This window comes from Bradyrhizobium sp. S69 (assembly GCF_009766005.1).
GTDB lineage: Bacteria > Pseudomonadota > Alphaproteobacteria > Rhizobiales > Xanthobacteraceae > Bradyrhizobium.
This window is the reverse complement of the sequence record NZ_LMUK01000008.1, coordinates 13,936-39,628: the sequence shown is the minus strand read 5'-3', so window position 1 is coordinate 39,628 and position 25,693 is coordinate 13,936. Positions and strand designations below refer to the sequence as shown.

General features: G+C 62.5%; 30 protein-coding genes and 1 tRNA gene. 23 read left to right on the top strand and 8 right to left on the bottom strand.

The features are described 5' to 3' along the window. The first annotated feature begins 1 nt into the window (after position 1). On the top strand, positions 2–514 hold the full coding sequence (locus GSQ88_RS01910) for an SRPBCC family protein (protein WP_159005721.1): 513 nt from the start codon (positions 2–4) through the stop codon (positions 512–514). 113 nt (positions 515–627) lie between these two features. Here the strand turns inward: GSQ88_RS01910 and GSQ88_RS01905 are convergent, their stop codons facing one another. Next, positions 628–1,083, bottom strand: coding sequence for a GatB/YqeY domain-containing protein (locus GSQ88_RS01905; protein WP_159005661.1), 456 nt, complete (start codon positions 1,081–1,083; stop codon positions 628–630). Positions 1,084–1,267: 184 nt separating this feature from the next. Between GSQ88_RS01905 and carA the strand changes: the two genes are divergently transcribed. The 3 genes from carA to GSQ88_RS01890 all read left to right on the top strand — a co-directional run bounded on the left by carA (position 1,268) and on the right by GSQ88_RS01890 (position 4,441). Continuing rightward, on the top strand, positions 1,268–2,458 hold the full coding sequence (gene carA, locus GSQ88_RS01900) for a glutamine-hydrolyzing carbamoyl-phosphate synthase small subunit (protein ID WP_159005659.1): 1,191 nt from the start codon (positions 1,268–1,270) through the stop codon (positions 2,456–2,458). 242 nt (positions 2,459–2,700) lie between these two features. After that, positions 2,701–3,210 carry a PaaI family thioesterase gene (locus GSQ88_RS01895; protein ID WP_159005658.1) on the top strand — a complete coding sequence of 170 codons (510 nt, stop codon included), beginning with the start codon at positions 2,701–2,703 and terminating at the stop codon, positions 3,208–3,210. A 127-nt stretch (positions 3,211–3,337) separates the two neighbouring features. Then, positions 3,338–4,441, top strand: coding sequence for a mandelate racemase/muconate lactonizing enzyme family protein (locus GSQ88_RS01890; protein WP_159005656.1), 1,104 nt, complete (start codon positions 3,338–3,340; stop codon positions 4,439–4,441). A gap of 252 nt (positions 4,442–4,693) precedes the next feature. On the opposite strand, the gene GSQ88_RS01885 is transcribed toward GSQ88_RS01890, so the two are convergent. Next, positions 4,694–5,221: a Dps family protein gene (locus GSQ88_RS01885; protein WP_159005654.1), complete on the bottom strand. Its 528-nt coding sequence runs from the start codon at positions 5,219–5,221 to the stop codon at positions 4,694–4,696. A 123-nt stretch (positions 5,222–5,344) separates the two neighbouring features. Here GSQ88_RS01885 and GSQ88_RS01880 point away from each other — a divergent pair, with 123 nt between their 5' ends. Continuing rightward, positions 5,345–6,040 carry a class I SAM-dependent methyltransferase gene (locus tag GSQ88_RS01880; RefSeq protein ID WP_159005652.1) on the top strand — a complete coding sequence of 232 codons (696 nt, stop codon included), beginning with the start codon at positions 5,345–5,347 and terminating at the stop codon, positions 6,038–6,040. A gap of 69 nt (positions 6,041–6,109) precedes the next feature. After that, a tRNA-Ala gene (locus GSQ88_RS01875) sits at positions 6,110–6,186 on the top strand. 110 nt (positions 6,187–6,296) lie between these two features. On the opposite strand, the gene GSQ88_RS01870 is transcribed toward GSQ88_RS01875, so the two are convergent. Then, positions 6,297–6,665, bottom strand: coding sequence for an ArsR/SmtB family transcription factor (locus GSQ88_RS01870; protein ID WP_159005650.1), 369 nt, complete (start codon positions 6,663–6,665; stop codon positions 6,297–6,299). 120 nt (positions 6,666–6,785) lie between these two features. Here GSQ88_RS01870 and GSQ88_RS01865 point away from each other — a divergent pair, with 120 nt between their 5' ends. The 5 genes from GSQ88_RS01865 to GSQ88_RS01845 all read left to right on the top strand — a co-directional run bounded on the left by GSQ88_RS01865 (position 6,786) and on the right by GSQ88_RS01845 (position 13,154). Next, positions 6,786–7,946 carry an MFS transporter gene (locus GSQ88_RS01865; RefSeq protein ID WP_159005648.1) on the top strand — a complete coding sequence of 387 codons (1,161 nt, stop codon included), beginning with the start codon at positions 6,786–6,788 and terminating at the stop codon, positions 7,944–7,946. Positions 7,947–8,100: 154 nt separating this feature from the next. Next, positions 8,101–11,430 (top strand): carbamoyl-phosphate synthase large subunit, encoded by a 3,330-nt coding sequence (gene carB / locus GSQ88_RS01860; RefSeq protein WP_159005647.1) that lies wholly within the window; start codon positions 8,101–8,103, stop codon positions 11,428–11,430. A 137-nt stretch (positions 11,431–11,567) separates the two neighbouring features. Next, positions 11,568–12,044, top strand: coding sequence for a transcription elongation factor GreA (greA, locus tag GSQ88_RS01855; RefSeq protein WP_159005645.1), 477 nt, complete (start codon positions 11,568–11,570; stop codon positions 12,042–12,044). 292 nt (positions 12,045–12,336) lie between these two features. Then, on the top strand, positions 12,337–12,732 hold the full coding sequence (locus GSQ88_RS01850) for a DoxX family protein (protein WP_159005643.1): 396 nt from the start codon (positions 12,337–12,339) through the stop codon (positions 12,730–12,732). 11 nt (positions 12,733–12,743) lie between these two features. After that, positions 12,744–13,154, top strand: coding sequence for a DoxX family protein (locus GSQ88_RS01845; protein WP_502706676.1), 411 nt, complete (start codon positions 12,744–12,746; stop codon positions 13,152–13,154). A gap of 165 nt (positions 13,155–13,319) precedes the next feature. On the opposite strand, the gene GSQ88_RS01840 is transcribed toward GSQ88_RS01845, so the two are convergent. Further along, positions 13,320–13,799 (bottom strand): Lrp/AsnC family transcriptional regulator, encoded by a 480-nt coding sequence (locus GSQ88_RS01840; protein ID WP_159005641.1) that lies wholly within the window; start codon positions 13,797–13,799, stop codon positions 13,320–13,322. Positions 13,800–14,068: 269 nt separating this feature from the next. Here GSQ88_RS01840 and trxB point away from each other — a divergent pair, with 269 nt between their 5' ends. The 3 genes from trxB (at position 14,069) to dapA (ending at position 17,618) form a co-directional block, all read left to right on the top strand. After that, positions 14,069–15,034, top strand: a complete 966-nt coding sequence (gene trxB, locus GSQ88_RS01835; RefSeq protein WP_159005640.1) for a thioredoxin-disulfide reductase — start codon at positions 14,069–14,071, stop codon at positions 15,032–15,034. Positions 15,035–15,037: 3 nt separating this feature from the next. Further along, positions 15,038–15,961, top strand: coding sequence for a LysR family transcriptional regulator (locus tag GSQ88_RS01830; RefSeq protein ID WP_174247895.1), 924 nt, complete (start codon positions 15,038–15,040; stop codon positions 15,959–15,961). A gap of 676 nt (positions 15,962–16,637) precedes the next feature. Beyond that, positions 16,638–17,618 carry a 4-hydroxy-tetrahydrodipicolinate synthase gene (dapA, locus tag GSQ88_RS01825; protein WP_159005638.1) on the top strand — a complete coding sequence of 327 codons (981 nt, stop codon included), beginning with the start codon at positions 16,638–16,640 and terminating at the stop codon, positions 17,616–17,618. Between the two features lie 250 nt (positions 17,619–17,868). Here dapA and GSQ88_RS01820 read toward each other — a convergent pair whose 3' ends face one another. Next, complete coding sequence (locus GSQ88_RS01820; protein WP_159005636.1) at positions 17,869–20,256, bottom strand: heavy metal translocating P-type ATPase; 2,388 nt, start codon at positions 20,254–20,256, stop codon at positions 17,869–17,871. Positions 20,257–20,309: 53 nt separating this feature from the next. Here GSQ88_RS01820 and GSQ88_RS01815 point away from each other — a divergent pair, with 53 nt between their 5' ends. The 3 genes from GSQ88_RS01815 (at position 20,310) to GSQ88_RS34870 (ending at position 21,186) form a co-directional block, all read left to right on the top strand. After that, on the top strand, positions 20,310–20,585 hold the full coding sequence (locus GSQ88_RS01815; protein ID WP_159005715.1) for a metal-sensitive transcriptional regulator: 276 nt from the start codon (positions 20,310–20,312) through the stop codon (positions 20,583–20,585). Positions 20,586–20,700: 115 nt separating this feature from the next. After that, entirely contained in the window at positions 20,701–20,853 is a 153-nt protein-coding gene (locus GSQ88_RS01810) for a hypothetical protein (protein WP_159005634.1), read from the top strand. Between the two features lie 195 nt (positions 20,854–21,048). Next, on the top strand, positions 21,049–21,186 hold the full coding sequence (locus tag GSQ88_RS34870; RefSeq protein WP_174247894.1) for a hypothetical protein: 138 nt from the start codon (positions 21,049–21,051) through the stop codon (positions 21,184–21,186). A 219-nt stretch (positions 21,187–21,405) separates the two neighbouring features. Here the strand turns inward: GSQ88_RS34870 and GSQ88_RS01805 are convergent, their stop codons facing one another. Further along, on the bottom strand, positions 21,406–22,086 hold the full coding sequence (locus GSQ88_RS01805; RefSeq protein WP_159005632.1) for an AAA family ATPase: 681 nt from the start codon (positions 22,084–22,086) through the stop codon (positions 21,406–21,408). A 54-nt stretch (positions 22,087–22,140) separates the two neighbouring features. Here GSQ88_RS01805 and GSQ88_RS35130 point away from each other — a divergent pair, with 54 nt between their 5' ends. Further along, positions 22,141–22,380 (top strand): hypothetical protein, encoded by a 240-nt coding sequence (locus tag GSQ88_RS35130; protein ID WP_210253728.1) that lies wholly within the window; start codon positions 22,141–22,143, stop codon positions 22,378–22,380. A 146-nt stretch (positions 22,381–22,526) separates the two neighbouring features. Here the strand turns inward: GSQ88_RS35130 and GSQ88_RS01800 are convergent, their stop codons facing one another. Further along, complete coding sequence (locus GSQ88_RS01800) at positions 22,527–22,763, bottom strand: hypothetical protein (protein ID WP_159005630.1); 237 nt, start codon at positions 22,761–22,763, stop codon at positions 22,527–22,529. A 251-nt stretch (positions 22,764–23,014) separates the two neighbouring features. On the opposite strand from GSQ88_RS01800, the gene GSQ88_RS01795 reads away from it, so the two are divergent. Further along, positions 23,015–23,236, top strand: coding sequence for a hypothetical protein (locus tag GSQ88_RS01795; protein ID WP_159005628.1), 222 nt, complete (start codon positions 23,015–23,017; stop codon positions 23,234–23,236). A 118-nt stretch (positions 23,237–23,354) separates the two neighbouring features. Further along, positions 23,355–23,726: a response regulator gene (locus GSQ88_RS01790; protein WP_159005627.1), complete on the top strand. Its 372-nt coding sequence runs from the start codon at positions 23,355–23,357 to the stop codon at positions 23,724–23,726. On the opposite strand, the gene GSQ88_RS35125 is transcribed toward GSQ88_RS01790, so the two are convergent. Next, positions 23,723–23,974, bottom strand: coding sequence for a hypothetical protein (locus tag GSQ88_RS35125; RefSeq protein WP_210253727.1), 252 nt, complete (start codon positions 23,972–23,974; stop codon positions 23,723–23,725). The two genes, GSQ88_RS01790 and GSQ88_RS35125, sit on opposite strands and share 4 nt — an antisense overlap. Positions 23,975–24,300: 326 nt before the next feature. Here GSQ88_RS35125 and GSQ88_RS01785 point away from each other — a divergent pair, with 326 nt between their 5' ends. From GSQ88_RS01785 to GSQ88_RS01775, 3 genes are all read left to right on the top strand, one after another. Continuing rightward, positions 24,301–24,555, top strand: coding sequence for a hypothetical protein (locus GSQ88_RS01785; protein ID WP_159005625.1), 255 nt, complete (start codon positions 24,301–24,303; stop codon positions 24,553–24,555). A 252-nt stretch (positions 24,556–24,807) separates the two neighbouring features. Then, positions 24,808–24,963 (top strand): DUF3096 domain-containing protein, encoded by a 156-nt coding sequence (locus tag GSQ88_RS01780; protein WP_159005623.1) that lies wholly within the window; start codon positions 24,808–24,810, stop codon positions 24,961–24,963. A gap of 161 nt (positions 24,964–25,124) precedes the next feature. Further along, the gene (locus tag GSQ88_RS01775) at positions 25,125–25,364 is read left to right on the top strand and encodes a DUF6894 family protein (RefSeq protein WP_159005621.1); all 240 of its coding nucleotides are present in this window, start codon (positions 25,125–25,127) and stop codon (positions 25,362–25,364) included. Positions 25,365–25,693 lie beyond the last annotated feature (329 nt).

Genomic DNA, 25,693 nt, shown 5'->3' with positions numbered 1-25,693 from the left:
GATGAAACTCGATAATTTCAAGCCGACGACGGTCTACACCATCTACATCGCCGCGACGCCCGAACGGGTATGGGAGGCGCTGACCACGGCCGAACTCAGCCGGCAATATTTTTTTGGCAATGCGGTTGAGATCGACTTGAAGATCGGCGGCGCGTTCATCGTCCGCGCGCCCGACGGCTCGCTGCACATCGGCGGCGAAGTATTCGAATGCGATCCGCCGCGCAAGCTCACCGTCACCTTCAACGTCAACTGGCCGGGGCTGGTCGAAAAGCTGGGCCCCACGCTGGTGACTTACGAGATCGAACCGGCCGGCAACGCGGTCCGGCTCACCATGACTGAATTGCATGACCGGCCCATCAGCGACGACATTCTCTCCGGCGGCCGCGCGGGCTGGCCCGCGATGCTCTCCAGCCTCAAGAGCCTATTGGAGACCGGCACACCGCTCGCAATAGAGATGCCACCGCCGCTGCGGATGCTGGAAGCGCTGAAGCGGCTGGGGATCGGGACGCCTTAGAAGTTGGGCACACCCGTCATACGCGGGCTTGACCCGCGTATCCATCTTCAAAGAGAGTCTTGCGAAGAGAGATGGATCGCCGGGTCAAGCCCGGCAATGACAATCGGGCCCTACTAGGAAGTCAGCGCTGCCTTCACCAGGCCGCTGGCTTTGCCGAAATCCATCTGGCCGGTGTATTTTGTCTTCAGCTCGGCGATCACCTTGCCCATGTCTTTCATGCCGGCGGCGCCGGTCGCCGAGATCGCGGCGGATATCGCGGCCTTCACGTCATCGTCCGACATCTGCTTCGGCAGATAGGCGGAGATGATCGCGATCTCATCGCGCTCCTGCGCGGCGAGTTCGGCGCGGCCGCCCTTGTCGTAGAGCTCCACCGACTCCTGGCGCTGCTTGATCATTTTCTGCAACACGGCGAGCAGATCGGCGTCGGACAGCGGCGGCTTGCCTTCCCCGCGCGCGGCGATATCGGCGTTCTTGATGGTCGAATTGACCATGCGCAGGGTCGAGAGCTTGCGCTCCGCCTTGGCCCGCATGGCGTCCTTGACCGCATTGTTGATGTCGTCGCGCAGCATCGTTTTCGTCCTCTTTACGGCCTTAAGGCCGCTTCTGACCCTGATCTAGGCCGTTCGCGGCGGTGAAACAACAGTTCCGCGGCCGGCAGGCCCGCTTCCGGGCCGCCAAATTTGCGCATTTCGCATGTGAATCCGCGGCTTTCGGCTTTGACGGCGCGGGAGGTGACGACTATGTAATGCGTTCATGACACCCCCTGAAAACGCTTCAGCCTGGCCGGATCACAAACCGACCGCGCTCCTCGTGCTTGCCGACGGTACCGTGCTGGAAGGCTTTGGCCTCGGCGCCGAAGGCCAGGCGGTCGGCGAGGTCTGCTTCAACACCGCGATGACCGGGTATGAGGAGATTCTCACCGACCCCTCTTATGCCGGGCAGCTCATCACCTTCACGTTTCCGCACATCGGGAATGTCGGCACCAACGATGAAGACATCGAGACGGTGAACATGGCGGCGACGCCGGGCGCGCGCGGCGTGATCCTGCGCACCGCGATCACCGATCCCTCGAATTATCGCGCCACCAAGCATCTCGATGCCTGGCTGAAAGCGCGCGGCATCATCGGCCTGTCCGGCATCGACACAAGGGCCCTGACCGCGCTGATCCGCGGCAAGGGCATGCCCAATGCGGTGATCGCCCACGCCAAGGACGGCGAGTTCGACCTGCACGGCCTGAAGGAAGAAGCCCGCGAATGGCCGGGTCTGGAGGGCATGGATCTGGTGCCGATGGTCACCTCGACCCAGCGCTTCACCTGGGACGAAACGCCGTGGGCCTGGGAAAAGGGCTTTGGCCGCCAGACCGCGCCGGAGTTCAACGTGGTCGCGATCGATTACGGCATCAAGCGCAACATCCTGCGGCTGCTCGCCGGCGAGGGCTGTAAGGTCACGGTGGTGCCCGCGACCACCTCGGCCGAAGAGATCCTGGCGATGAAGCCGGACGGCGTGTTCCTGTCGAACGGCCCCGGCGATCCCGCCGAGACCGGCAAATACGCGGTGCCGGTGATCCAGAAAGTGATCTCGTCGGGCACGCCGACGTTCGGCATCTGCCTCGGACATCAGATGCTGGGGCTGGCGGTCGGCGCCAAGACCATGAAGATGCATCAGGGCCATCACGGCGCCAATCATCCGGTCAAGGACGAGACCACCGGCAAGGTGGAGATCACCTCGATGAACCACGGCTTTGCGGTGGACCAGGCGACCTTGCCGAAAGGCGCGACGCAGACCCACATCTCGCTGTTCGACGGCTCCAATTGCGGCATCCAGCTCGACGGCAAACCGGTGTTCTCGGTGCAGTACCACCCCGAGGCGTCCCCCGGCCCGCGCGACTCGCATTATCTGTTCAAGCGGTTTTCGGATTTGATGCGGGCGAACAAACGGGCTTGAGGCTAACGAAAACGGAAACGTCATCCCCGGGATGAACGCAATTGCGTTCACCCGTGAGGTGCGCGCTCTTTCTTGCGCGCCTCGAAGGATGGTGTTCAGCACCGTGCTCGCGGCCATCCTTCGAGGCTCGCAAGAGCTCGCACCTCAGGATGACGGTGGAGCCGTTGCGGCCGCAAAGCGCTGGCACAGTTATGTCGCGCTTCGTATGGTCCCCGTCGTCATACGCCGCAGGAATTTGCTTCATGTCCGACAGCCCCGCCCGCACCAACGAATACGGCGTCACGCCCACCGCCATCATGGCATCGATGGCGGGGCTCGATTTTGTCCGCGCGATCTTCTCCGGCAAGCTGCCGGAGCCACCGATCATGCAGACCGTCGAGCCGTTCGATTGCACGGCAGAACCGGGCGTCGTGGTGATTCACAGTGTCCCGGGCTTCCGTCACTATAATCCGATCGGCTCGGTGCACGGCGGCTATGCCGCGACCTTGCTCGATTCGGCGATGGGCCTTGCAGTGCATTCGATGCTGCCGGCGGGGACCGGCTACACCACGCTCGAATTCAAGCTCAGTTTCATCCGAGGCATGAGCAAGGATTCAGGCAAGGTCCGCACCGAAGGCCGCACGCTGCATGTCGGCCGCCGCACCGCGACCGCGGAGGCGCGCATCACCGACGCCAAGGGCCGGCTGCTGGCGCATGCCACCACCACCTGTCTGGTGTTCGAGATTCCCAAAGAACGCCCCAAGGAAATCTAAACGCAGGCGTGAGCCGTTCGCATTGGAGCCATGAGCGGCGGCGCTGGATCAGCGCCGGCCATCGTGCTTGAGTTTGTTGTCCCGAGATCAGGCCAAAATGATCCGGACCAACAACAGGAAACGCCCGATGAATTCCGAACAAACCCCTGACATGACCATCCGCGATGTGCGCGTGACGATGCTGCGCATGCCCTGGGCCGACGATCCCTGGCTCAAGGGCCATCCGCTCGGGGATACCCGCGACATCCTGATCTGCGACGTCGAGACCGCGGGCGGCATCACCGGGATGGGCTACCTGTTTCCGTTCCGCCCCGGCCTCAAATCGATCGCGGCCTGCCTCGAGGAGTGCATCATCCCGCGGGTCAAGGGCAAGGACGCCACCGCGATCGAGGCGATCTGGCGCGACCTGTGGACCGCGACCATGACCTATGGCCGCGGCGGCATCGCCGCGATGGCGATGTCGGCGCTCGACATCGCGCTGTGGGATGCGGTGGGCAAGCGCGCCGGCCTGCCGCTGCACCGGCTGTGGGGCCATTATCGTTCGGAAATCCCGATCTACGGTTCGGGCTGTTTTCGCGGCGCCGGCGGCGACGGCATGATCGAGAAGGCGCTGCATTTCGTCCAGCAAGGCTACAAGGCGATCAAGATGCAGGTCGCGCATGTGCACACGCCGGCGCAGGATCTCGACAACGTGCGGCGGATGCGCGAGGCGGTCGGGCCCGACATCGACATCATGATCGACGTCAACATGGGCTGGAGCGCCGATATCGCGATCGAGATGGGACGCAAATTCGAGAAATACAATATCTACTGGCTCGAGGAGCCGGTGCCGGCCGATGATTTCGCCGGCTATCAACGCATCGCCGCCGCGCTCGACATGCGCGTGGTCGGCGGCGAGACCCATTTTACGCGCTATGATCTGCGGCCGTTCTTTCTCAACCCGTGCCTGCCGATCCTGCAACCCGATCCGATGCGCGGCGGCATGACCGATCTACGCAAGATCGCGACCTTGGCCGACACCTGGGGCATCACGATCGCGCCGCATCTGTTTCCCGAATTGAACGTGCATTTGCTGGCGTCGATCCCGAACGGGATCTGGTGCGAGAACATGGGCCTGATCGACGACCTCTGGGTCGATCCGCCCGACATCAAGAACGGCATGATCACGGCGCCGGAACGGCCGGGGCATGGGCTGAAGTTCAAGGAAGAGGTGTTGAAGTTTCGGATTTAGGACGGAACGCGGGCAGGCAAAGGCGCCTTTTCGCCGTGCCCACCTATGCCCTGCCGTCATCCCCGGGACGAACGCGATGCGTTCGCCCGTGAGGAGCGGCCTCTTGGCCGCGTCTCGAAGGATGGCCGCACGGACTGCGCTGAACACCATCCTTCGAGGCGCGCCAAAGATGGCGCGCACCTCAGGATGACGTCCGAGATAGCTTCACAGGCTCGTCAGAATGACGGTGGAGCGGTTGCGAGGCGCGAGAGCCTACGCCTCGTTGCCGCCTTCCTGGCGGCTGGCTTCGAACAGGAACCAGGTCCGGCGTTCGGCGGCGTCGATGAAATTTTCCAGAATGCTGGTGGTCGCGGAATCATTGTATTTGTCGGCGATCTCGTGCGCCTTGCGCATGTTGACCACGGTCTTCTTGTTGTCTTCCATCAATTCCCGCAACATCTCGCGCGGCGGCACATAGTCCTCGTCGTTGTCTGCGATGGTCTGCAGTTGGCCGACCTGCCCGATCGAGCGCAGGGTGGTGCCGCCGATCTTGCGGACGCGCTCGGCCAGTTCGTCGATGGTGCCGAAGATCGCTTCGCCCTGCTCATCGAGCATCAGATGGTAGTCGCGGAAATGCCGGCCGCTGACGTGCCAGTGAAAATTCTTGGTCTTCAGGTAAAGCGCGAAAGCGTCCGCAATCAACGGGTTGACCGCGGCCGAGATCTTCACCACGGCCTCGGGCGACAGATCGGTCGGCGTATCGAGATCAGGGGACACTTTATCGGACTTGGCTTTGCTCACGATCAACCTTCCTGTTAGTACCCGGAAATTGGCGGCGATGGACACGGCGCGCCGGACCATCTAACGCACGATCATCCCGCCGGTTCCCGAACCGGAACCCCGCTTTACCGGACACTAGCGACGATGGACGACTGGATCGATTATTACGATTCCACGCATACGATTTATGTCAGCAAGCGGCACCGCGACCTGCATTTCGAGCTGATCGCCAGGGATATCATCGGCTACATCTCCTCGCCGGACGCGGTGGTGCTGGATTATGCCTGTGGCGAAGCGCTGTCGGCGGCACGCGTCGCCGAGGCCTGTGGCCAGCTATTGCTGGCGGAGCCCGCGCCCGGCGTGCGCGGCCGGCTGATCGCGCGTTTTGCGCCCAATACCAAGATCAGGGTGCGCTCGCTGGAAGATGTGCGCAAAATGCAGGAGAAGTCGATCGATCTCGTGATCATGAACTCGGTCGCCCAATACATGACATCGGCCGAATTCGACGCGGCGTTGGCGACCATCCAGCGGTTGCTCAAACCCTCCGGCCGGCTGGTGGTGGGCGATATCCTGCGTCCCGAAGTCGGCATGCCCCGGGACGTGATCGCGCTGATGCGCTTGGCCGCGGCCAACGGCTTCCTGAAGGACGCGCTGAGTGGGCTGATCACGACCGCGCTGTCGGATTACCGGCAATTGCGCGCCAAGGTCGGCCTGCAGCGCTACAGCGAGGCCGACATGACCGCCAAGCTCGCATCGGCCGGATTTACCGCGTCACGGGCGCATTTGAATATCGGTCACAATCCCTGGCGCATGACGTTCGTCGCCCGGCACGCGTTCTGAACGCCCGGCCGTTAGGGTTAATCGGTGGTAGCCATGGCCCACGGCCGTGCGTTGGGTAATGATGGACGCGGCCCGGTGGCGGAAAGCGTCGACGCGAGAGCAGTGCATCGCTCTTTATCCTGGTTCAAATCCAGGCCGGGCCTCCACGCTTCGCCCTGACGGGCTACGCGTGGTGCAGCCACGCCGAAGACCGGCGGGGCAAAGCGTGTCCGGCATAGCCACAGCAAAGCGAAAGCGTAGACGGACCGGGACAAACTCAGTCGGCGTCGGTCGTTGCCACATCGGAAAGCTGCAAGCGCTCGGCGTCGCGACCGGCGGATTTGATCACCGCATCCAACAACCCGGGAAAGCGCGCATCGAGATCCTCGCGCCGCAGTTTCATCCACCGGTTGGTTCCGACCATCCGGGTCTGCATCACTCCGGACTCGCGCAGTTTCCCGAAATGATAGGCGAGATTGGACTTGCCGCTCAGCGCGTTGAAGTCGCCGCAGCATAATTCGGGCGCGGCGCCCTCGCACATCGCCAGCGTATAGACGATCGACAGCCGGGTCGGATCGCTCAGGCAATCCAGCACCATTGGCAGGTCGATCTGTTCCCGGGTCGGATGGTGGATATTGCGGCTCATGGCGCAGTGATACCCGATCTTGAGTCGAAGGTGCAATGTTCAATAATTATTGAACCGATTGACATTCGTTCGCCGCCGCAGCAGTAGTTCGATAATTATTGAACTTTGGAGCGAAAGCGAATGAGCATTTTGTGGTTGGCCGTGGCGGCCTTTGCGATCGGCACCGAAGCTTTTGTTATCGCTGGATTATTGCCAGTCATCGCAGCCGACTTGCAGATCTCGCTGGCGGCCACCGGACAGCTCGTCACCGCCTATGCCCTGACCTACGCGATCGGCTCTCCGATCCTGGCGGTGACGTTCAACAACCTCGACCGCCGCACCGTGCTGACCCTGGCGCTGGGCTGCTTCATCGCCGGCAACCTGCTGGCGGTGGTGGCCGCCAGTTTCGCGATGCTGTTGGCTTCCAGGATGCTGATGGCGGTGGGTGCCGGCCTGTGCATGCCGACCGCACTGGCCGTCGCGGTTGCGATCGCCTCCCCCGAACGCCGTGGCCGCGCCATCGCTTTGGTGACGTCAGGCCTGACGGTTGCGACCGTGCTGGGCGTGCCGCTCGGGACCTGGATCGGCAGTCATTACGGCTGGCGAGCGACCTTTATCCTGGTCGCCGGGCTTGGTGCCATAGCACTGGCCGGGCTGTTGTTCGGGTTGCCGCGGGGCCTGCCGCGCGCCACCGCCACCATGGCTCAGCGGCTCGCGGTCGCCCGGCGCAGCGCGGTGCTGCATGCGCTTTCAGTCACCGCGCTGTGGGGCATCGGCGGCTTCACCGTCTTCACCTATCTGGCCGTTCCGCTGCACGGTCTGGGGTTTGGCCCCACCGAAATCAGTCTGGCCTTGCTGGTCTTCGGTATCGCCGCGGCGATCGGCAACATGCTCGGCGGGACGCTGGCCGACCGCATCGGCCCGGCCCCAACCGCGACGCTTGGCCTGGTCGTGGCGATGATGGCGCTGATGCTGCAATCGGTGGCGCTGAAATATCTGTCGCCCGAACATGCACGGCCGGTATTCCTCAGCCTGATCTTTTTCCAGGGTATCGGCGGCTGGATGTTCTACCCGGGCCAGGTGGCCAATCTGGTGCATCTCGAGCCGCAGGCGCCGATGATCGCGCTGTCGCTGAATGCCTCGGCGATGTATCTCGGTTTTGCCATCGGCGGCGCGCTGGGTGGCCTGGTCCTCACCGGACTGTCGCCTGACGACCTCGGCTGGGTCGGGGGATGCGGCGTGGCGGCGGCGCTTGCGGGCGTTCTGCTTCGCGGCTGGCAGCGGCAGCTCAAAACTGCGTAAAATTGCCGGTTGACGGAGCCTTTAAAGTTCTTCCCCGCCTAGGGAATCTGGTCTAAAGACCACCCGCGCGCGAGGGTAACCTCCCGCTTCGGCTCAAGGGACGCGCGGCATGCGCGCCCTTTTTTTGTGCCCATTTTCCAACCGTTGAGACTTGATGCCCAAAAGAACCGACATCTCCACCATCCTGATCATCGGCGCCGGTCCCATCGTGATCGGGCAGGCCTGCGAATTCGATTATTCGGGCACCCAGGCGGTCAAGACGCTGAAGGATGAGGGCTACCGGATCGTTCTGGTCAATTCCAATCCCGCGACCATCATGACCGACCCGGAACTGGCGGATGCGACCTATATCGAGCCGATCACGCCCGAGATCGTCGCCAAGATCATCGAGAAGGAACGTTACGTCGTTCCCGGCGGTTTTGCATTATTGCCGACCATGGGCGGGCAGACCGCGCTGAACTGCGCGCTGTCGCTGCGCAAACAGGGAACGCTGTCAAAGTTCGACGTCGAGATGATCGGTGCCACCGCCGATGCCATCGACAAGGCCGAGGATCGCGGCCGTTTCCGCGAGGCCATGACCCGGATCGGCCTGGAAACGCCACGCTCGATCCAGACCAAGAACCTGCCCGACGCGCTGCGCGCGCTCGACGAGATCGGCCTGCCCGCGATCATCCGCCCCTCCTTCACCATGGGCGGCACCGGCGGCGGCATCGCCTATACCAAGGCCGAATTCATCGAGATCGTCGAGCGCGGCATCGACGCCTCGCCCACCGACGAAGTCCTGATCGAGGAATCGGTTCTGGGATGGAAAGAGTTCGAGATGGAGGTGGTGCGCGACAAAAAAGACAATTGCATCATCATCTGCTCGATCGAGAATCTCGATCCGATGGGCGTCCATACCGGCGATTCCATCACGGTCGCGCCAGCGCTGACCCTGACCGACAAAGAATACCAGATCATGCGCGACGCCTCGCTGGCGGTGCTGCGCGAGATCGGGGTCGAGACCGGCGGCTCCAACGTGCAGTTCGGCGTCAATCCGGCCGACGGGCGCATGGTCGTGATCGAGATGAACCCGCGGGTGTCACGCTCGTCGGCGCTGGCTTCCAAGGCCACCGGCTTTCCCATTGCAAAGGTCGCCGCCAAGCTCGCGGTCGGCTACACTCTGGACGAGATCGCCAACGACATCACCGGCGGCGCCACGCCCGCGTCGTTCGAGCCGACCATCGACTACGTGGTGACGAAAATTCCGCGCTTTGCGTTCGAGAAGTTTCCCGGCGCCTCCACCACGCTGACCACCTCGATGAAATCGGTCGGCGAAGTGATGGCGATCGGCCGCACCTTCCAGGAAAGCCTGCAAAAGGCGCTGCGCGGCCTCGAGACCGGGCTGACCGGGCTCGACGAAATCGAGATCGACGGCCTTGGCCGCGACGACGACAAGAACGCCATTCGCGCCGCCCTTGGCACGCCGACGCCGAACCGGATCCTGCAAGTGGCGCAGGCGATGCGGCTCGGCTGGAGCAACGAGGAGATATTCACCTCCTGCAAGATCGATCCGTGGTTTCTCGCCGAAATGCGCGGCATCGTCGAAACCGAAACCAAGATCAAGGCCAACGGCCTGCCCGGCAATGCCTTCGGCATGCGCAGCCTGAAGGCGATGGGATTTTCCGACGCCCGGCTCGCCGTGCTCTCCCATGCCACCGAAGCCGAGATCACGGCCAAGCGTCATGCGCTCGGCGTTCGCCCGGTGTTCAAGCGCATCGATACCTGTGCCGCGGAATTCGCCTCCCCCACCGCCTACATGTATTCGACCTATGAATCCCCGTTCGCCGGCCGCCTCGCCGATGAAAGCGCGCCGTCCGACAAGAACAAGGTCATCATTCTCGGCGGCGGACCCAACCGGATAGGCCAGGGCATCGAATTCGACTATTGCTGCTGCCACGCCTGCTTCGCGCTGCACGACGCCGGCTACGAAACCATCATGATCAACTGCAATCCGGAAACGGTGTCGACCGATTACGACACCGCCGACCGATTGTATTTCGAACCGCTGACCGCAGAAGACGTGCTCGAGATCATTGCGACCGAACGGCAGAACGGCACCCTGCACGGCGTCATCGTGCAGTTCGGCGGCCAGACCCCACTCAAGCTCGCGCATACGCTGGAGGCGGCCAACGTGCCGATCCTCGGCACGTCGCCCGACGCGATCGATCTGGCCGAAGACCGCGACCGCTTCAAGCGCGTGCTGGACAAATTGCGGTTGAAGCAGCCGAAGAACGGCATCGCCTATTCGGTCGAGCAGGCGCGGCTGGTGGCCGCCGATCTCGGCCTGCCGCTGGTGGTGCGTCCGTCCTATGTGCTCGGCGGCCGCGCGATGCAGATCATCCGCGAGGAAAGCCAGCTCGGCGATTATTTGCTCGGCACGCTGCCGGAGCTGGTGCCGGGCGATGTCAAGGCGCGCTATCCGAACGACAAGACCGGGCAGATCAACACCGTGCTCGGCACCAATCCGCTGCTGTTCGATCGCTATCTGTCGGACGCCATCGAGATCGACGTCGATTGCCTGTGCGACGGCAAGGACACCTTCATCGTCGGCATCATGGAGCACATCGAGGAGGCCGGCATTCACTCCGGCGATTCCGCCTGCTCGCTGCCGCCGCATTCGCTGGATGCCGCGATGATCGCCGAACTCGAGCGGCAGACCCGCGAGCTGGCGCTCGGCCTCGACGTGGTCGGACTGATGAACGTGCAATACGCCATCAAGAACGGCGAGATTTACGTGCTCGAAGTCAATCCGCGGGCCTCGCGCACGGTGCCGTTCGTGGCCAAGGTGATGGGCATGCCGGTGGCGAAGATCGCAGCCCGGATCATGGCCGGGGAAAAGCTCGCCGACTTCAATTTGAAGAAGCGCCAGCTCGGCCATGTCGGCGTCAAGGAATCGGTGTTCCCGTTTGCCCGCTTCCCGGGCGTCGATACCGTGCTCGGACCGGAGATGCGTTCGACCGGCGAAGTCATGGGCATCGACCGCTCGTTCGAGGTCGCCTTTGCCAAGAGCCAGCTCGGCGGCGGCACCCGGGTGCCGCGCAAGGGCACGGTGTTTGTGTCGGTGCGCGAAATCGACAAGACCCGGATCCTCGAGGCGGTGCGGCTGTTATTCTCGCTTGGCTTCAAGGTGATGGCGACGTCCGGCACGCAGCGTTTCCTGACCGACCAGGGCGTACCGACCGAGAAAGTCAACAAGGTGCTGGAGGGCCGGCCGCATATCGTCGACGCCATCATGAACGGCGATATCCAGCTGGTGTTCAATACCACCGAGGGGCCGCAGGCGCTGGCCGATAGCCGCTCATTACGACGAGCTGCCCTCTTGCATAAAGTGCCATATTACACCACTCTTTCGGGTGCCGTGGCGGCCGCGCAGGGCATCCGCGCCTATCTGGGCGGGGACCTTGAGGTCCGCACCCTGCAGAGTTATTTTTCCGAAAGCTAATCGTTGGCCGGCTTTGTGTCCGGCAATTGATCGGCTGGTAATCCCTCATGACTGGAACTTACCGGCCACAGGGGGATTGCGTTTCGGCGTTTGTGCGTGCCGCGGATTGGTCCGCATAAGGTTAAAGGACAAAAGAGATGGTCGAAAAGGTTCCGATGACCGCGGGCGGTTATGCTGCTCTTGGGGTCGAATTGAAGAAGCGCCAATCGGAGGATCGTCCGCGCATCATCGAGCATATCGCGGAAGCGCGCTCGCATGGCGACCTTTCCGAGAACGCGGAATATCACGCAGCCAAGGAAGAGCAGTCGCATAACGAAGGCCGCATCGCCGAGCTCGAGGACAAGCTGGCGCGCGCCGATATTATCGACATCTCGAAGCTCTCGGGCGAAACAGTGATGTTCGGCGCCACCGTCACGCTGGTCGACGAAGACACCGAGAAGAAAGCGGTGTGGCAGATCGTCGGCGAGCCCGAAGCCGACGCGAAGAAAGGCCGCATCTCCATCACCTCGCCGCTGGCGCGCGCCCTGATCGGCAAGAGCAAGGGCACGTCCGTCGAAGTCATGGCGCCCGGCGGCTCCAAGGCCTACGAGATCACCAAGGTCGAATTTCGCTAGTTACTTGCGGGTGACCTGCTCGAAAAAGCCGCGCGCCTTGCGCGGCTTTTTTTATTGCGCGCCTTTGTCGCGCGCCATGGCCGGCGGCGGCGTGGTGCGGGGCACGCCGCGCTGACGACATTGTGAGTTGGCGTCCGCCCAGTCCGTCGGTAAGTAACAAATTATAATAATTATAAAAAATAACTAACTACCGAATCCGATCATCCCGGCGCCGCCTCGGCGCTTGAATTGCTTTTCCTGAGCGCCGCGACGAGATACCTATAGGCGCGTCAAAACTTCTGGGGGACTTCTCATGAACGAAACACTGGCGGCATGGACGCCGCGTGCCTTGAGCGTGCTGCGCCTTATTATGGGGTTGATGATCATTCAGCACGGCACGGCCAAGCTGCTTGGTTTTCCGGTGGTCGCGAGCTTCGCCAATCTTAGTCCGTTTTCCCTGATCGGCGCGGCCGGCATCATCGAGCTGATCGGGGGCGCGCTGCTGATTGTCGGTTTTCAGACCCGCCTGGTCGCTTTCATCATCTCCGGTGAAATGGCCTTCGCCTATTTCATGGCGCACGCGCCAAAAGCCTTCTACCCGCTGATCAACGGCGGCACGCTGGCGATCATGTTCTGCTTCACTTGTCTCTATCTGTCGACGGCAGGCGCAGGTCCCTGGAGTGTCGACGCCGCGATGAAGCGCGGTTGAGGGGCAGCACCATGGAAAAGATCAACGCAACTTTTGCCCGCTTCGAACCGCAGGTTCACAGCCTGTTCCGGGTCATCACCGGCCTGCTGCTGTTTCAGTTCGGCGTCGCCAAGCTGTTCAAGTTTCCGCCGGTGCCGATGTTCGCCAAGGTCGAGCCGTTTTCACTGTTCTGGTGCGCGGGCTCGATCGAACTCATTCTCGGCGGACTTCTCATCCTCGGCCTGTTCTCCCGGGTTGCGGCGTTTCTGCTGTGCGGTGAAATGGCGATCGCCTATTTCATGGAACACGCGCCGCGCAACTTCATCCCGCTGTTGAACGGCGGCGAGAACGCGATCATGTTCTGCTTCGCCTGCCTCTATCTGGCCTGCGCCGGCGGCGGCCCGTACAGCCTCGATGCGGTGTTGCGCGGGAAGAAGGGCTGACGGCGACAAACCGTAGGGTGGGCAAAGCCACCGGTCGCGCGAATGCGCGCCCGATGACAGGCTCCGCGTGCCCACCAAAACGCTGCGACAGAATAAGCGGTGAATTATAGTGTGGTGGGCACGGCGCAAGTGCGCCTTTGCCCACCCTACGCGCTGAACTCCTGCCTACCCCGCCACCTTCAAATCCAGAGGCACCGCGGCTTCATATTTCGAGTTGTGCAGCACCAGCGATGTCCTGACATTGCGGACGTGCGGCGCCGCGGTCAGATGGGTGACGAATTCCTGGAACGTCGCCATGTCGGGCGCCACGCATTTCAGGATGAAATCCACCTCGCCCGACAGCATCCAGCATTCGCGGACCAGCGGCTCGGCGCGCACGAATTCCTCGAACGCGCGCAAATCGGCGTCGGCCTGGCTCGACAGATGCACGGAGGCAAACACCGTGACGTCGAAGCCAAGCTTGCGCGGGTCCAATAGCCCGCGATAGCCCAGGATATAGCCGGCCTCCTCCAGTGCCCGGACCCGGCGCAGGCAGGGCGGTGGGGAAATCCCGACCCGTTTGGCCAGTTCCACATTGGTGATTCGGCCATCGGCCTGGATTTCGTTGAGGATTTTGAGGTCGATCTCATCTAGGTTCTTCGACACGGGCTTTGCGGATCCTGGGCTAACGGTGTTGGCGGCAATGATTGGCAACTCTCTTAGCGCAGCCGACCGCACTTGCGCAATTTTATTGCGCGTGCAGTGCGATATTTCTCGCATCGAGGTGGAAAATCCGCTGATTTGGATTGCAATTCTTGCATAGCTCCCCAGATACCCTAGACTTGGATTTGACACTTTTAGCGCCGCCGCGAGCCCATCCCCGGTGCTTTTCCGATCAAGTCCTGACCAATCTCCCTTAAGAAAGGGACCTGCCCATGCCTGCTTCCATCCATGCCAAGGTCGTCATTATCGGTTCCGGGCCGGCCGGATACACCGCGGCGATCTACGCGGCACGGGCGATGCTCGAACCCGTCCTGATCCAGGGCATCCAGCCCGGCGGCCAACTCACCATCACCACCGACGTCGAGAACTATCCGGGCTTCGCCGACGTCATCCAGGGCCCCTGGCTGATGGAGCAGATGGAGAAGCAGGCGGCGCATGTCGGCACCAAGATCGTCACCGATCTCGTCGTCAAGCTCGAGCTCGGGCAGCGGCCATTCCGCCTGACCTGTGACAGCGGCGACGTCTATCTGGCGGAAACGGTGATCCTCGCCACCGGCGCGCAGGCGCGCTGGCTCGGCATTCCCTCGGAGGAGAAATTCAAGGGCTTTGGCGTCTCGGCCTGCGCCACCTGCGACGGATTTTTCTATCGCGGCAAGGAGGTCGTGGTGGTCGGCGGCGGCAACACCGCGGTCGAGGAGGCGCTGTTCCTCACCAACTTCGCCTCGCAGGTGACCGTGGTGCATCGCCGCGATCATTTCCGCGCCGAGCGCATCCTGCAAGAGCGCCTGTTCAAGCATCCCAAGATCAAGGTGGTCTGGGATAGCGCGCTCGACGAAATCACCGGTGCCGAGAATCCAGGCAAGGTCACCCATGTCCGGTTGAAGAGCGTCAAAACCGGCACGCTGACCGAACTGCCGGCGGACGGCGTCTTCATCGCGATCGGCCACGCACCGGCGACCGACCTCGTGGCCGACCAGATCAAGCTGAAATCATCGGGCTATGTCGAGGTGGCGCCGAATTCGACGGCGACCTCGGTGCCCGGCGTGTTCGCCGCCGGCGACGTCGCCGACGAAACCTACCGGCAGGCGGTCACGGCCGCCGGCCTTGGCTGCATGGCAGCCCTCGAAGCCGAACGCTTTCTCGCACTTCGCGCGAGCGATCGGATCGCGGCAGAATAATTCATGGCTCGAACACGCGACGGATTTACCGACATGGATTGGGACAAGCTCAAAGTATTCCACGCGGCGGCGGAAGCGGGGAGCTTCACGCATGCGGGCGAGCAGCTTGGTCTGTCGCAGTCGGCGGTCTCCAGGCAGGTCAGCGCGCTGGAGCAGGAGCTCTCGGTGTCGCTGTTCCACCGCCATGCCCGCGGCCTCATCCTCACCGAACAGGGCGACCTGTTGTTTCGCACCGCGCATGACGTGTTCATGCAGTTGCAGGCGGCGCGCGCCAAATTGACCGACAGCCGCGAGCGGCCGAGCGGCGACCTCAAGATCACCACGCCGCCGGCGCTCGGCATCAACTGGCTGATCCCGCGGCTCGATGAATTCACCGCGCTGTATCCGGACATCAGGATTTCGCTGATCGTGACCGACGAGGATCTCGATCTGTCGATGCGCGAGGCCGACGTCGCGATCCGTACCCGCAAGCCGACCCAGCCGGACCTGATCCAGCGCAAGCTGTTCTCGATCGGCTTCCATGCCTATTGCTCGCCGGAATACATCAAGCGCTTCGGTACGCCGCGCACGCTCGACGATCTCGACTCGCATCGCATCATCATGCTCGCCGATTCGCAGGTGCCGCCGCATTTGCAGAATCGTAGCTGGCTGGTTGAAGCCGGCCGCAACGGCTCCGGTCCACGCGAACCCTTTTTCAAGGTCAACAACATCTTGGGGCTGGTGCGGGCCTGCCAGCAGGGTCTCGGCATCGCCGCGCTGCCGGATTATCTGGTCGAGGAAAATAACCGCCTGGTGCAACTGTTCGGCGAGTCCCACTCGATCCAGCTCGACACCTATTTCGTTTATCCCGAAGAGTTGAAGACGGTTGCGCGCGTGCAGGTGTTCCGCGATTTCGTGGTCAGCAAGGCGCAGCGTTGGCCGTCGTGATGATCATTCGATAACCCTCGGACTCCGCATGACTGACATGCGACCCGGACGGTTTACGCAGGGCACCAACGGGGATCATAGTGTTGATACGCTGAGCATTCGCGTCGCGCATTTGTCCCCCTCCTCCAGTGGCGCGGACGCTCAGTAATCCCTCTTGGAAGGTGATTGTGTCGGCCTCACGTGGCCAAAACCTTAAGCCGGGCTCCTTTGGACCCGGCTTTTTTTTGTGCGCAAGCCGCGCGTCTGGCAGCGAAAGCCGGAATCATCGCCGCACGCTCCGCTGCTAAGTTTCTTAGCTAAGTCCTTCATCGCGTTACCAAGTCCCTCATTGCCAAGGGGCATCACGCGCTCCTTCATGTGCGCCGGCTGCGGCGGCGACGCGGGTTCCCGGCCCTACACCCGCCGGTTGCTTCGTCTTATTGTCCTTTCTTGACGCGTTGCAGCGACGCATCGTCGGTGCACCCCGCCCCCGCGTTGACAAGCGTGGCCCGCTCACGCATCATCCAACAATGATCACGAATCCGTGCACGATCGCGCTGTCGAAAAAAGTCCCCCTCCCGGGGACGTAAGATCGACGCGCGCGACCAGCTGCTCGCACCCTGCCGATCCCAAAACCCCGCCGTCTGGACGGGGTTTTTTAGTGTCCCGTCTCCGGCAACCCCGAAGGAGATGGACCATGAATAGATTAGAAACCGACAGATCAGCTACCGATAGATCAGATACCGATCGCGCCAGTACCGGCCTGCGCGAAAAGTTGCAGGGCCTTTGGCTGCCGCTGGTCACACCGTTTCGCGATGGCCAGATTGATGAGGCCTCGCTGCGCCGGCTGGTCGAACACTACGCCCGCGGCCCGGTCGACGGATTTATCCTGGCTGCGACATCCGGCGAAGGCATGACGCTTGAAATGGCCGAGCTCGAGCGCATCGTCACGTTGACGCGGACAGCGATCGCCGAGTGCCGACGCACGATGCCGATCTGCCTCGGGCTATCGGGCGCCGGCACCGCGAAGATGGCGGATATGCTGGATGAAACGGCAGACTGGCCGATCGACGGCTACCTGATCGCAAGTCCGTACTACGTGCGGCCGTCGCAGCGCGGCCTCGTGCAGCATTTCAGCGAACTGGCCGATCATGCCTCGTGGCCGATCGTGCTCTACAACATCCCCTACCGGACCTCGGTCAACCTCACCAACGAGACGCTGCTGCGCCTCGCCGAACATCCGAACATCGTGGGCCTGAAGGATTGCGGCGCCGACCGCGAACAATCGATCGAGCTGTTGCGCCGTCGCCCGCCGAATTTTCGCGTGCTGACCGGCGAGGACGCGCAATATTACGACGCGCTGACCGACGGCGCCGACGGCGCCATCCTGCTCGCGGCGCATATCGAGACCGAGAGTTTTGCAGCGATCCGCAGGCTGTTGCGCGAAGGCGATCGCGCGGCGGCCCTGGCGCGCTGGGAGGCCGTCTCCGATCTGACGAGATTGTTGTTCGCCGAGCCAAGCCCTGCGCCGGCAAAATACTGGCTGTGGCGCAGCGGCCTGATCGACAGCGCCGAAGTGCGCCTGCCGATGGTGGACGTGAGTGTGGAACTAGCAGCGCGGCTGGACGCGGAGATGGAGCGGCGGGCGGCGGCGCCGACGTTGTTGCGAAGGGCCTAAGTTCGTCATTGCGAGCCAACGGGTCCGGCCTCTGGCCGGCCCGATGACAGGCTCTGCGAAGCAATCCAGAGCAACAAGCAAGACTGGATTGCTTCGTCGCTGCGCTCCTCGCAATGACGGTTGAAAGTCCGAGCCTCGTAGGGTGGGCAAGGGCGCGCTTGCGCCGTGCCCACCATTCTCAAACGATGAAGATGGTGGGTACGCTGCGCTTTGCCCACCCTACAGCCCAGCTCTCAAGTGAGGTCAATATCTAATCCAATCTCGTCCGCGCCAACCGCAGCGCGTTGCCGATCACGCTGACCGAGGACAGCGCCATCGCGGCGGCGCCGACCATCGGCGACAGCAGGATGCCGAACACCGGATACAGCACGCCGGCGGCGATCGGCACCCCGGCTGCATTGTACAGGAACGCAAAGGCGAGGTTCTGACGGATATTGCGCATGGTCGCGACCGACAGACGCCGCGCCCGGACCAGGCCCGCGAGGTCGCCGGTCAACAGCGTCACGCCGGCGCTCTCGATGGCGACATCGGTGCCGCTGCCCATCGCGATGCCGACATCGGCCGCGGCCAGCGCCGGTGCGTCGTTGACGCCGTCGCCGACCATGGCGACGCGGCGGCCTTCGCGGCCCAGCCGCTGCACCACCTCGCTCTTGCGCTCCGGCAGCACGCCCGCCTCGATCTCATCGATGCCCAAAATCCTGGCCACCGCGCGCGCGGTCGTCATGGTGTCGCCGGTCAGCATCACGATACGCAGGCCATAGCTACGTAGCGCCGCCAGCGCTGCCTGTGCCGATGGCTTGATCGGATCGGCGATCGCGATCACGCCAGCGGCGCGGCCGTCGATCGCGACCACGATCGCGGTCGAGCCCTGCTGCCGCGCCGCCTCCGCGGCATCGTCGAGCGCGCTGGTCGCGACATTCCGTTCAGCCATCAGCGCCGCGTTGCCAAGCGCGATGGACTTGCCATCGACGGTGCCGGTCGCCCCCTTGCCGGGAGATGATACGAAATCGCCGACCGCACCGAGATCGAGCTGGCGCGCGTTGGCGGCGTCGAGGATCGCCCGCGCCAGTGGATGCTCGCTGCCGCGCTCGACGCTGGCGGCGAGCCGCAACAACTGGTTTTCCTCGACGCCCTCGGCAGCAACGATGCCGACGACCTTTGGTTTGCCTTCGGTCAGCGTTCCCGTCTTGTCGATCACCAGCGTGTCGATGCGCTCGAGCCGCTCCAGCGCCTGCGCATCGCGGATCAGGATGCCGGAATGCGCGCCGCGGCCGATCCCGACCATGATCGACATCGGCGTGGCGAGGCCGAGCGCGCAGGGACAGGCGATGATCAAAACCGTCACCGCTGCGACCAGCGCGAATGTAAAACGCGGCTCTGGCCCAAACGCCATCCAGGCCGCGAACGCAGCGATCGCGGCCGCGATCACCGCCGGCACGAACCAGCCCGCCACGCGGTCGGCGAGACGCTGGATCGGCGCCCGCGAGCGCTGCGCCCGCGCCACCATGTCGACGATCCGCGCCAGCATGGTGTCGCGGCCGATTTTTTCCGCACGCAGCAGCAGGCCGCCGGCTTGATTGACGGTGCCGCCGATCAGTCTGGCGCCAACCGCCTTCGCGACCGGCATCGATTCGCCGGTGACCATGGATTCGTCGACGAACGACTGCCCTTCGGTGACCACGCCATCGACCGGAATCTTTTCACCCGGACGCACCCGCAAGACATCGCCGACCGCGATCGCATCGATCGCGACATCCTCGTCGCCCTGCGCGGTGACGCGCCGGGCGGTTTTTGGCGCAAGCCCGAGCAGCGCCCGGATCGCGCCCGAGGTCTGCGCGCGCGCCCGCAATTCCAGCACCTGGCCCAGCAGAACCAGAACCGTGATGACGGCGGCTGCCTCGAAATACACCTCGACGGCGCCATGCATGTCGCGGAACGCCGGCGGAAACAGCTGCGGCGCCAGCGTGCCCACCAGGCTGTAGAGCCAGGCAACACCGGTGCCCATCGCGATCAGCGTGAACATGTTGAGATTGCGCGTAACTAGCGAGCGCCAGCCGCGCGCGAAGAACGGCGCGCCGGCCCACAGCACCACCGGCGTCGCCAGCACGAGCGAGATCCAGTTCGCCCACACCGACGGCACCAGATGCATCAGGCCGAGATGACGGCCCATCTCGATCACGAAGACCGGAACGGTCAGCGCCAGCGCGATCCAGAACCGCCGCGTCATGTCGATCAGTTCGGGGTCGGGCGCATCGTCGAGCGAAACCTGTTCCGGCTCCAGCGCCATGCCGCAAATCGGACAGCTGCCGGGGCCTTCTTGGCGCACCTCCGGATGCATCGGACAGGTGTAGATGGTGCCGGCCGGCGCCGGCGGCTCGGCCTCGCGTGGCTTTAAGTATTTTTCCGGCTCGGCCTCGAAGCGCTCGCGGCAGCGGCCGCCGCAGAACAAATATTCCTGGCCTTGGTAGGCGAAGCGATGCTTGGCGGTGGCCGGATTGACCTTCATGCCGCAGACCGGATCGATCGCCGGCGCGATCTCGGCGGGCTTGTCGTGGCCGCCGCAGCAGGCATGCGCTTCAGCGCCATGGTCGTGGCCGTGATGATCGCCGTGGCCGTGAGAATGTTCCGTCTGCGCCAAAGTCGTTCTCCCGGGCTCTTGAATTTGATACCCTAGGGGGGTATATGAGGCAGATGCGCACCGATATCAAGACCTCCTGCCTGAAACGGCTGAAACGAATTGAAGGCCAGATCCGCGGCCTCGCCGGGATGGTCGAAGACGACCGCTATTGCATCGACGTGGTGACCCAGATCGCCGCGGCAAGAGCGGCGCTGCGCCGGGTCGAGGAGGAAATCCTGCGCGATCACGTTGCCCATTGCGTCGAGCATGCGATCAACTCAGGCGACAAGGCCGACCAGCGCCGCAAGATCGCCGAGCTGATGGACGTGGTCAGCCGCGCCGACCGCTGATGCGCGCGTGGTTAATGCGCCGTCACCGCGGTGCATAAAATCCGCGCGATGCGACGGCGCGATCCTTAAAATTTGAGGCTTATTGTCTTCCCATAACAAAAAAACGGGGGAAACAATGACTGCTCAAGCCACATCCAATCCGAGATATCCGGCCTGCGAACGCGTGCAACGCATGCAGGATTTCCTGATGCTGTCGTCGTTCGCACTGTGGGCCGCGGTGCTCGGGCTGTCGCCGGTAGTGGCCTTTCATCTGCTGATGAGCGCGTGAAGAGATTCTTGTTTTGACGCGTTTTCTTCACGCGAACCTGCTGCCACTTCGCTCGAAAACGCTATGGCCCGGGCGTCCAACCCGATCGTCGTTAACCTGCGGTAGCACCTGTGTTCAAATGCAAGCAAAATCGCGGCCGGGTTTTTAAAATTCGAGTGGTATCGATATCCCCGCAACACAAAACGCGGGGGCGTCGTGAACGGCAAGAACAATCATTCACACCCTGACAGACAGGGTTTCAGCATCCAGGATATTCTCTGGGCGCTCGGCATCTGGTCGGTGATCCTGACCCTGTCGCCGGTCGTGCTGTTTTATGTATTGATGGTGAACTAAGAAGAAGACGTAGACTGGTAGGGTGGGCAAAGGCCTCTTGGCCGTGCCCACGTTTCGCGATGACGAACAAGATGGTGGGCACGGCGCAAGCGCGCCTTTGCCCACCCTACGAGTTCGCTGTTCGCGTCCCGCACAACGAAAAACGCGCGGAGCCCGCGCGTTCTTGTCAGTCTTTATTCCGTTGAGCCTTCTGACTTCCCGCCTTGCCGACGGCCTGGATCAGGCCGCCTGCTTGTGCATCGCGCCGGTCGCCGAAGCCTGGCCGCGGATTGCCTTGATCGAACGTTCGATCGCGGCCCACAGCTTGCCGATCTCGGCTGCGGCACGTCCTTCCGCGTAGTATTCGCGGGCGCCCTCACCCTTGCCGAGCGCCATCAGGAGATCGGCCCGGTTGGTGATCTGGCCGCCCCACACCGGAGCACGGAATTTGGCGAGCGATTCGCGCGCGATGGTGACGATGCGGCTTTCGACGCCGTCCCGTTGCGCGGGTGCGCCGTTGATCACGACCGCATAGGGCTTGCGCGCGCCGCGGCAGGTCTGAATCGTGTCCTGCACGGCGTTGACGTCGAACACCCCCGGCCGCGCCGGAATAATCACCATCGTGGCATTCTTGATGGCGTCTTCCACGACGGCCGACACATTCGGCGGCGTGTCGATGAACACCCACTCGATGCCGTCGCGCTTGGCGGCGGCGACAATTCCGCTGACGGAATTGACCGCGGTCTTGATGGCCGGCTCATTGGTGCCGCGCAGCTTGTGCCACAGCGTCAGTGACCCTTGCGGATCGGCGTCGATGAGCAGACATGGCTTGGTTGACTTATGGACATGCGCGGCGAGATGAGCGGCCAAGGTACTTTTCCCCGAGCCTCCTTTACGCGACGCGAAAACAATAACGTTCATACGTTGGCCTCCAGATTGACCCCAGAAGCCGAAAATGAATCAGCACGGTGATTCGTGAAAGAAAAATTTACCGAAAATCTTGACGAAGCCCGCAATTTATCGGGGGAGCGGGCTTTTGAGTCACACGGTGCGCCGCAGCAGACTCAAAAATTCGAATCTGAGCGCTGTTTGAGGCCGCGATCCCGCGATTTAAGGCACAGCGCGACTCAATTTTTCTTCGCTCAACCTATCCTTGTATCGGCGTTGCGGGCTTTTTCCATCACAGCCCGCCGATATCCGCCGCTGATGACGTGAACAAAACGAGTCCGGCGGCGCGTGCGTCTGCCCTCAAACAAGGCAAAACCGCGGCAGCGGACTCAGCAGCGCGAGCAAAGCAATCCAGTGCCACAACGAGGTCTGGATTGCTTCGCGATAGATGGCTCACACCGTCGCAAGCGCGATCAGTAGTAGTAGCGCCGATACGTGTAGCGATGGTAGCCGTAATAGGGCGTGTGGTAATACACCGGCCCGCCATAATAGCCGTAGCCTGAATTGTAATAGGTGTCGGCGGCCACACCGGCCGCGACCGCGGCGGCGATACCCGCCGCCACGCCAAAGCCACGCGCTTCCGCTGGAGCGGTTGCCGCCGTCGCCGCGAGCGCGGTGACCGCCGCAATCATCAAAGCTGTCTTCTTCATCTGTCGTTCCTTATCTGGTCGCCACCACGAGGCGGAGGTTGATGGCTGAATGAATGACTTCGCGATATCCGCCTGACAGGATGAAGGATACGAACCGGCGAGCGCCGTGGATGTGCGCGGCGTCACATTGGCGCGCAGCCTCGGGTTTGTTCCCGAGGGAACCGCGGCTGCCCAAACAACCAGCACCCGTGGCAGGAACATCGAGGTTTTATCTCCGTTGGCGCAGGGTACATACCGACGAGAGGTGCCGGATGGACGACTTCGCCAATGCTTCCTTTCAGCCTGACATCGTTGCCTTGATGGATACCGCGCTTGCCAACGCGGTCGGCAAGCTGCCGCATCCCGTCAGTTCCGCGCATGTTCAGGCGATCGCACAGACCATCCTGCGCAGCGCCAAGGAAGGCGAACGCAACATCGCCGCACTTGAGACGATGGCGCTGTTGGAATTGCAGTTAGCTCCGCGCGAGGCTTGAGATCGCTCGGCGCGAGGCCTGAGATCGCTCGGCGCGAGGCCTGCTCGCGCACGCCTGCGCGCGATTATTTCGCTTCATCTCAGCAAACTCGCTCACCTGCTCACCGAGGAGAGTTCCGATGGAACAAGCCCAAGTCTATAAGCGCATTGCCCTGGTGGTGGAGGACGATGCGCTTCAGCGCGAGACCATCGTCACGCTGCTCGAAGGGAGCGACATGGATGTCATTCAGTGTGAAAGCGGCGAAGCCGCCGAGATGGTGCTGGAGCATGTCGGCGGTTGCCTGACCACGCTTTTGACCGACGTCAGCCTTGCCGGCAACATGGACGGCATCGAACTCGCGCAGATCGCGCATGAACGATATCCTGCGTTGCGCATCGTCGTGATCTCGGCCAACCCGCGCGTCAGCCGCCTGCCCGACGGCACCCAATTCATTTCAAAACCCTGGAGCCCGCTGGAACTGCTGCGGCAGACGCAAATGACTTGTCACTAGCTGCCGCGGACGCCGGCGCTATGCACGGCCGGCTGGCGCTGGCGAGAGTTTTGACGGGATGCTTGATCCGCCAGAGGCGATTGCCCCTCCAGCCACGCTTCCGTTCGCGCCAATTCCTTCAACCCGCGCGCACGCCGGCGGGCAGCATTTCGTTCGAGCCCGACCGGCATCGCCCGCGCCTCGCGCATCGCCACGATCGCAGCGTGCCGCAAGGCAAGCGAACGGCGAATAAATAGCAGCTTGCTCATCTTCGCTGGTCCTCGTTGTCCTGAACACGATCATCATGACCGCGACCGAATGAACCTCGCATGAAGATGGTTTTCAGCTTGGGTTCACCGCCTGGAACCCGGCCGTGACGCCGTATCCCCTTGATATGAAGCCGCGGTCGCGCCCCGGCAAGCTCACGCATCCGGGCGCGTGTCAAAACGCCGCAGGCGATTTCTGACGGGAATATCGCGGGTCAAATCCTGAGTCTATCCGTCACAAGACCCACGGACATACGCGCCGGGAGTCAACGACCTCGAAGGTGAGAAACCCCGGTTCTCACCTCAGTCGATTCACGGAGAAGACAGTCATGACCAAATCCAAAATCCTCGGAGCAGTCACCGTTGCAGGGCTGCTGTTCGCTTTCGGCGCTTCGGCTGACGCCGCAACGCTGCATCACTATCGGACCCGCCATCATCATGTGGCCTCGCGCTTCGTCAACTCTTATGCGTATGAACCGGCCCAGGCCCAGGTCCGCTTCAATGCGCCCAGCAGCTACAGCGAAACGCCCAGCTACAACGACGCGTCCAAGTTCGGTGGCAGCACGGCGCTTTCCGCGGAGTAACGCGGCGACGGCGTGAGCCAGGGCGATACATCGAAGGACTAAAATATCGATAGGATGTCATCGTTCGAATTCGACCAAAGCCGCCCCTCATCGGGGCGGTTTTTGTTTGAGAGATACTCGTGTTTGCCGTCGCACTTTACCCCGAGCAAGGGCTTTGCCGGATGCACGGAGCAGACGACGCTTGAGCGGCATGGAACCGACAGCCCGCGGTTTCGTTCACAGATGGCGGAAATCGCGAGAGGAAAATTCCTGATGATCGTCACCACCGAGCACATCTCGCCGATGATTGCCCTCATCGCAGGTTTTCTGATCCTGGTGTTACCGAGCCTTTTGAATTACGTGATCGCGCTTTATCTCATCATCACCGGCCTCGTGGGCCTCAATGCCATCTATCATTTCGTGGGATGAAGGCGCGGCAAAGCGAGAGGGCTCGATCTCGTGACACATCTGAGCTTGACCGGTGCGAGCTCACTCGATGCGACCATCAGCGCCCACCACTTGCGTCGGATCCCGCGAAGCCTGTTCGGAACATTGTCATCCGAGGAAACTTGGCCAACGGAAGGTCACCAATGCCCAGGTACTTTTTCGACGTTGCGAACGGTCACAGGCTGTTTGATTCAGTAGGCTTTGTTTGCGAAGATGATTTCGCTGCCCTCATCAGGGGATCGGTGATCGCGATAGGCGTTTCACTCGATAAACCCGAAGAAGATCCTGAACGCCGCATTGCCATCATCGACGACCAGGGTCGTGAGATTGGCCACGTCCCTGTGTATGCCAAGCCTTCGGCAAAACGTCCCACTGGTAAGTAACGGGTGGCTGTGGGAGTCGCTTGATGGGAACGATTTCAGGGCAGCGGTGTTGACCGGTGTCTTTCCCCCAAAGACAAACCCTCAAGCGGCCTCAGCGCTCCCGGCGCTGGGGCCGTTTCTTTGTGCAAATCGATCAGGAACCGGAAGCCAGGACTGACATTGCTTTCTTGCGAACGATGGAGGCTGGCATGTCACATTGTCGAAAGCGCAATCCACCGGCGGCCCGGTTCAACGCGTTTCTAGCGAGATGGTCGATCGTGTTTTCTGTCGTTTTCGGAGTGCTTGTAGCGCTCTCATTACATGGGCGGGTTTGACCGCAGGGGCAGCCA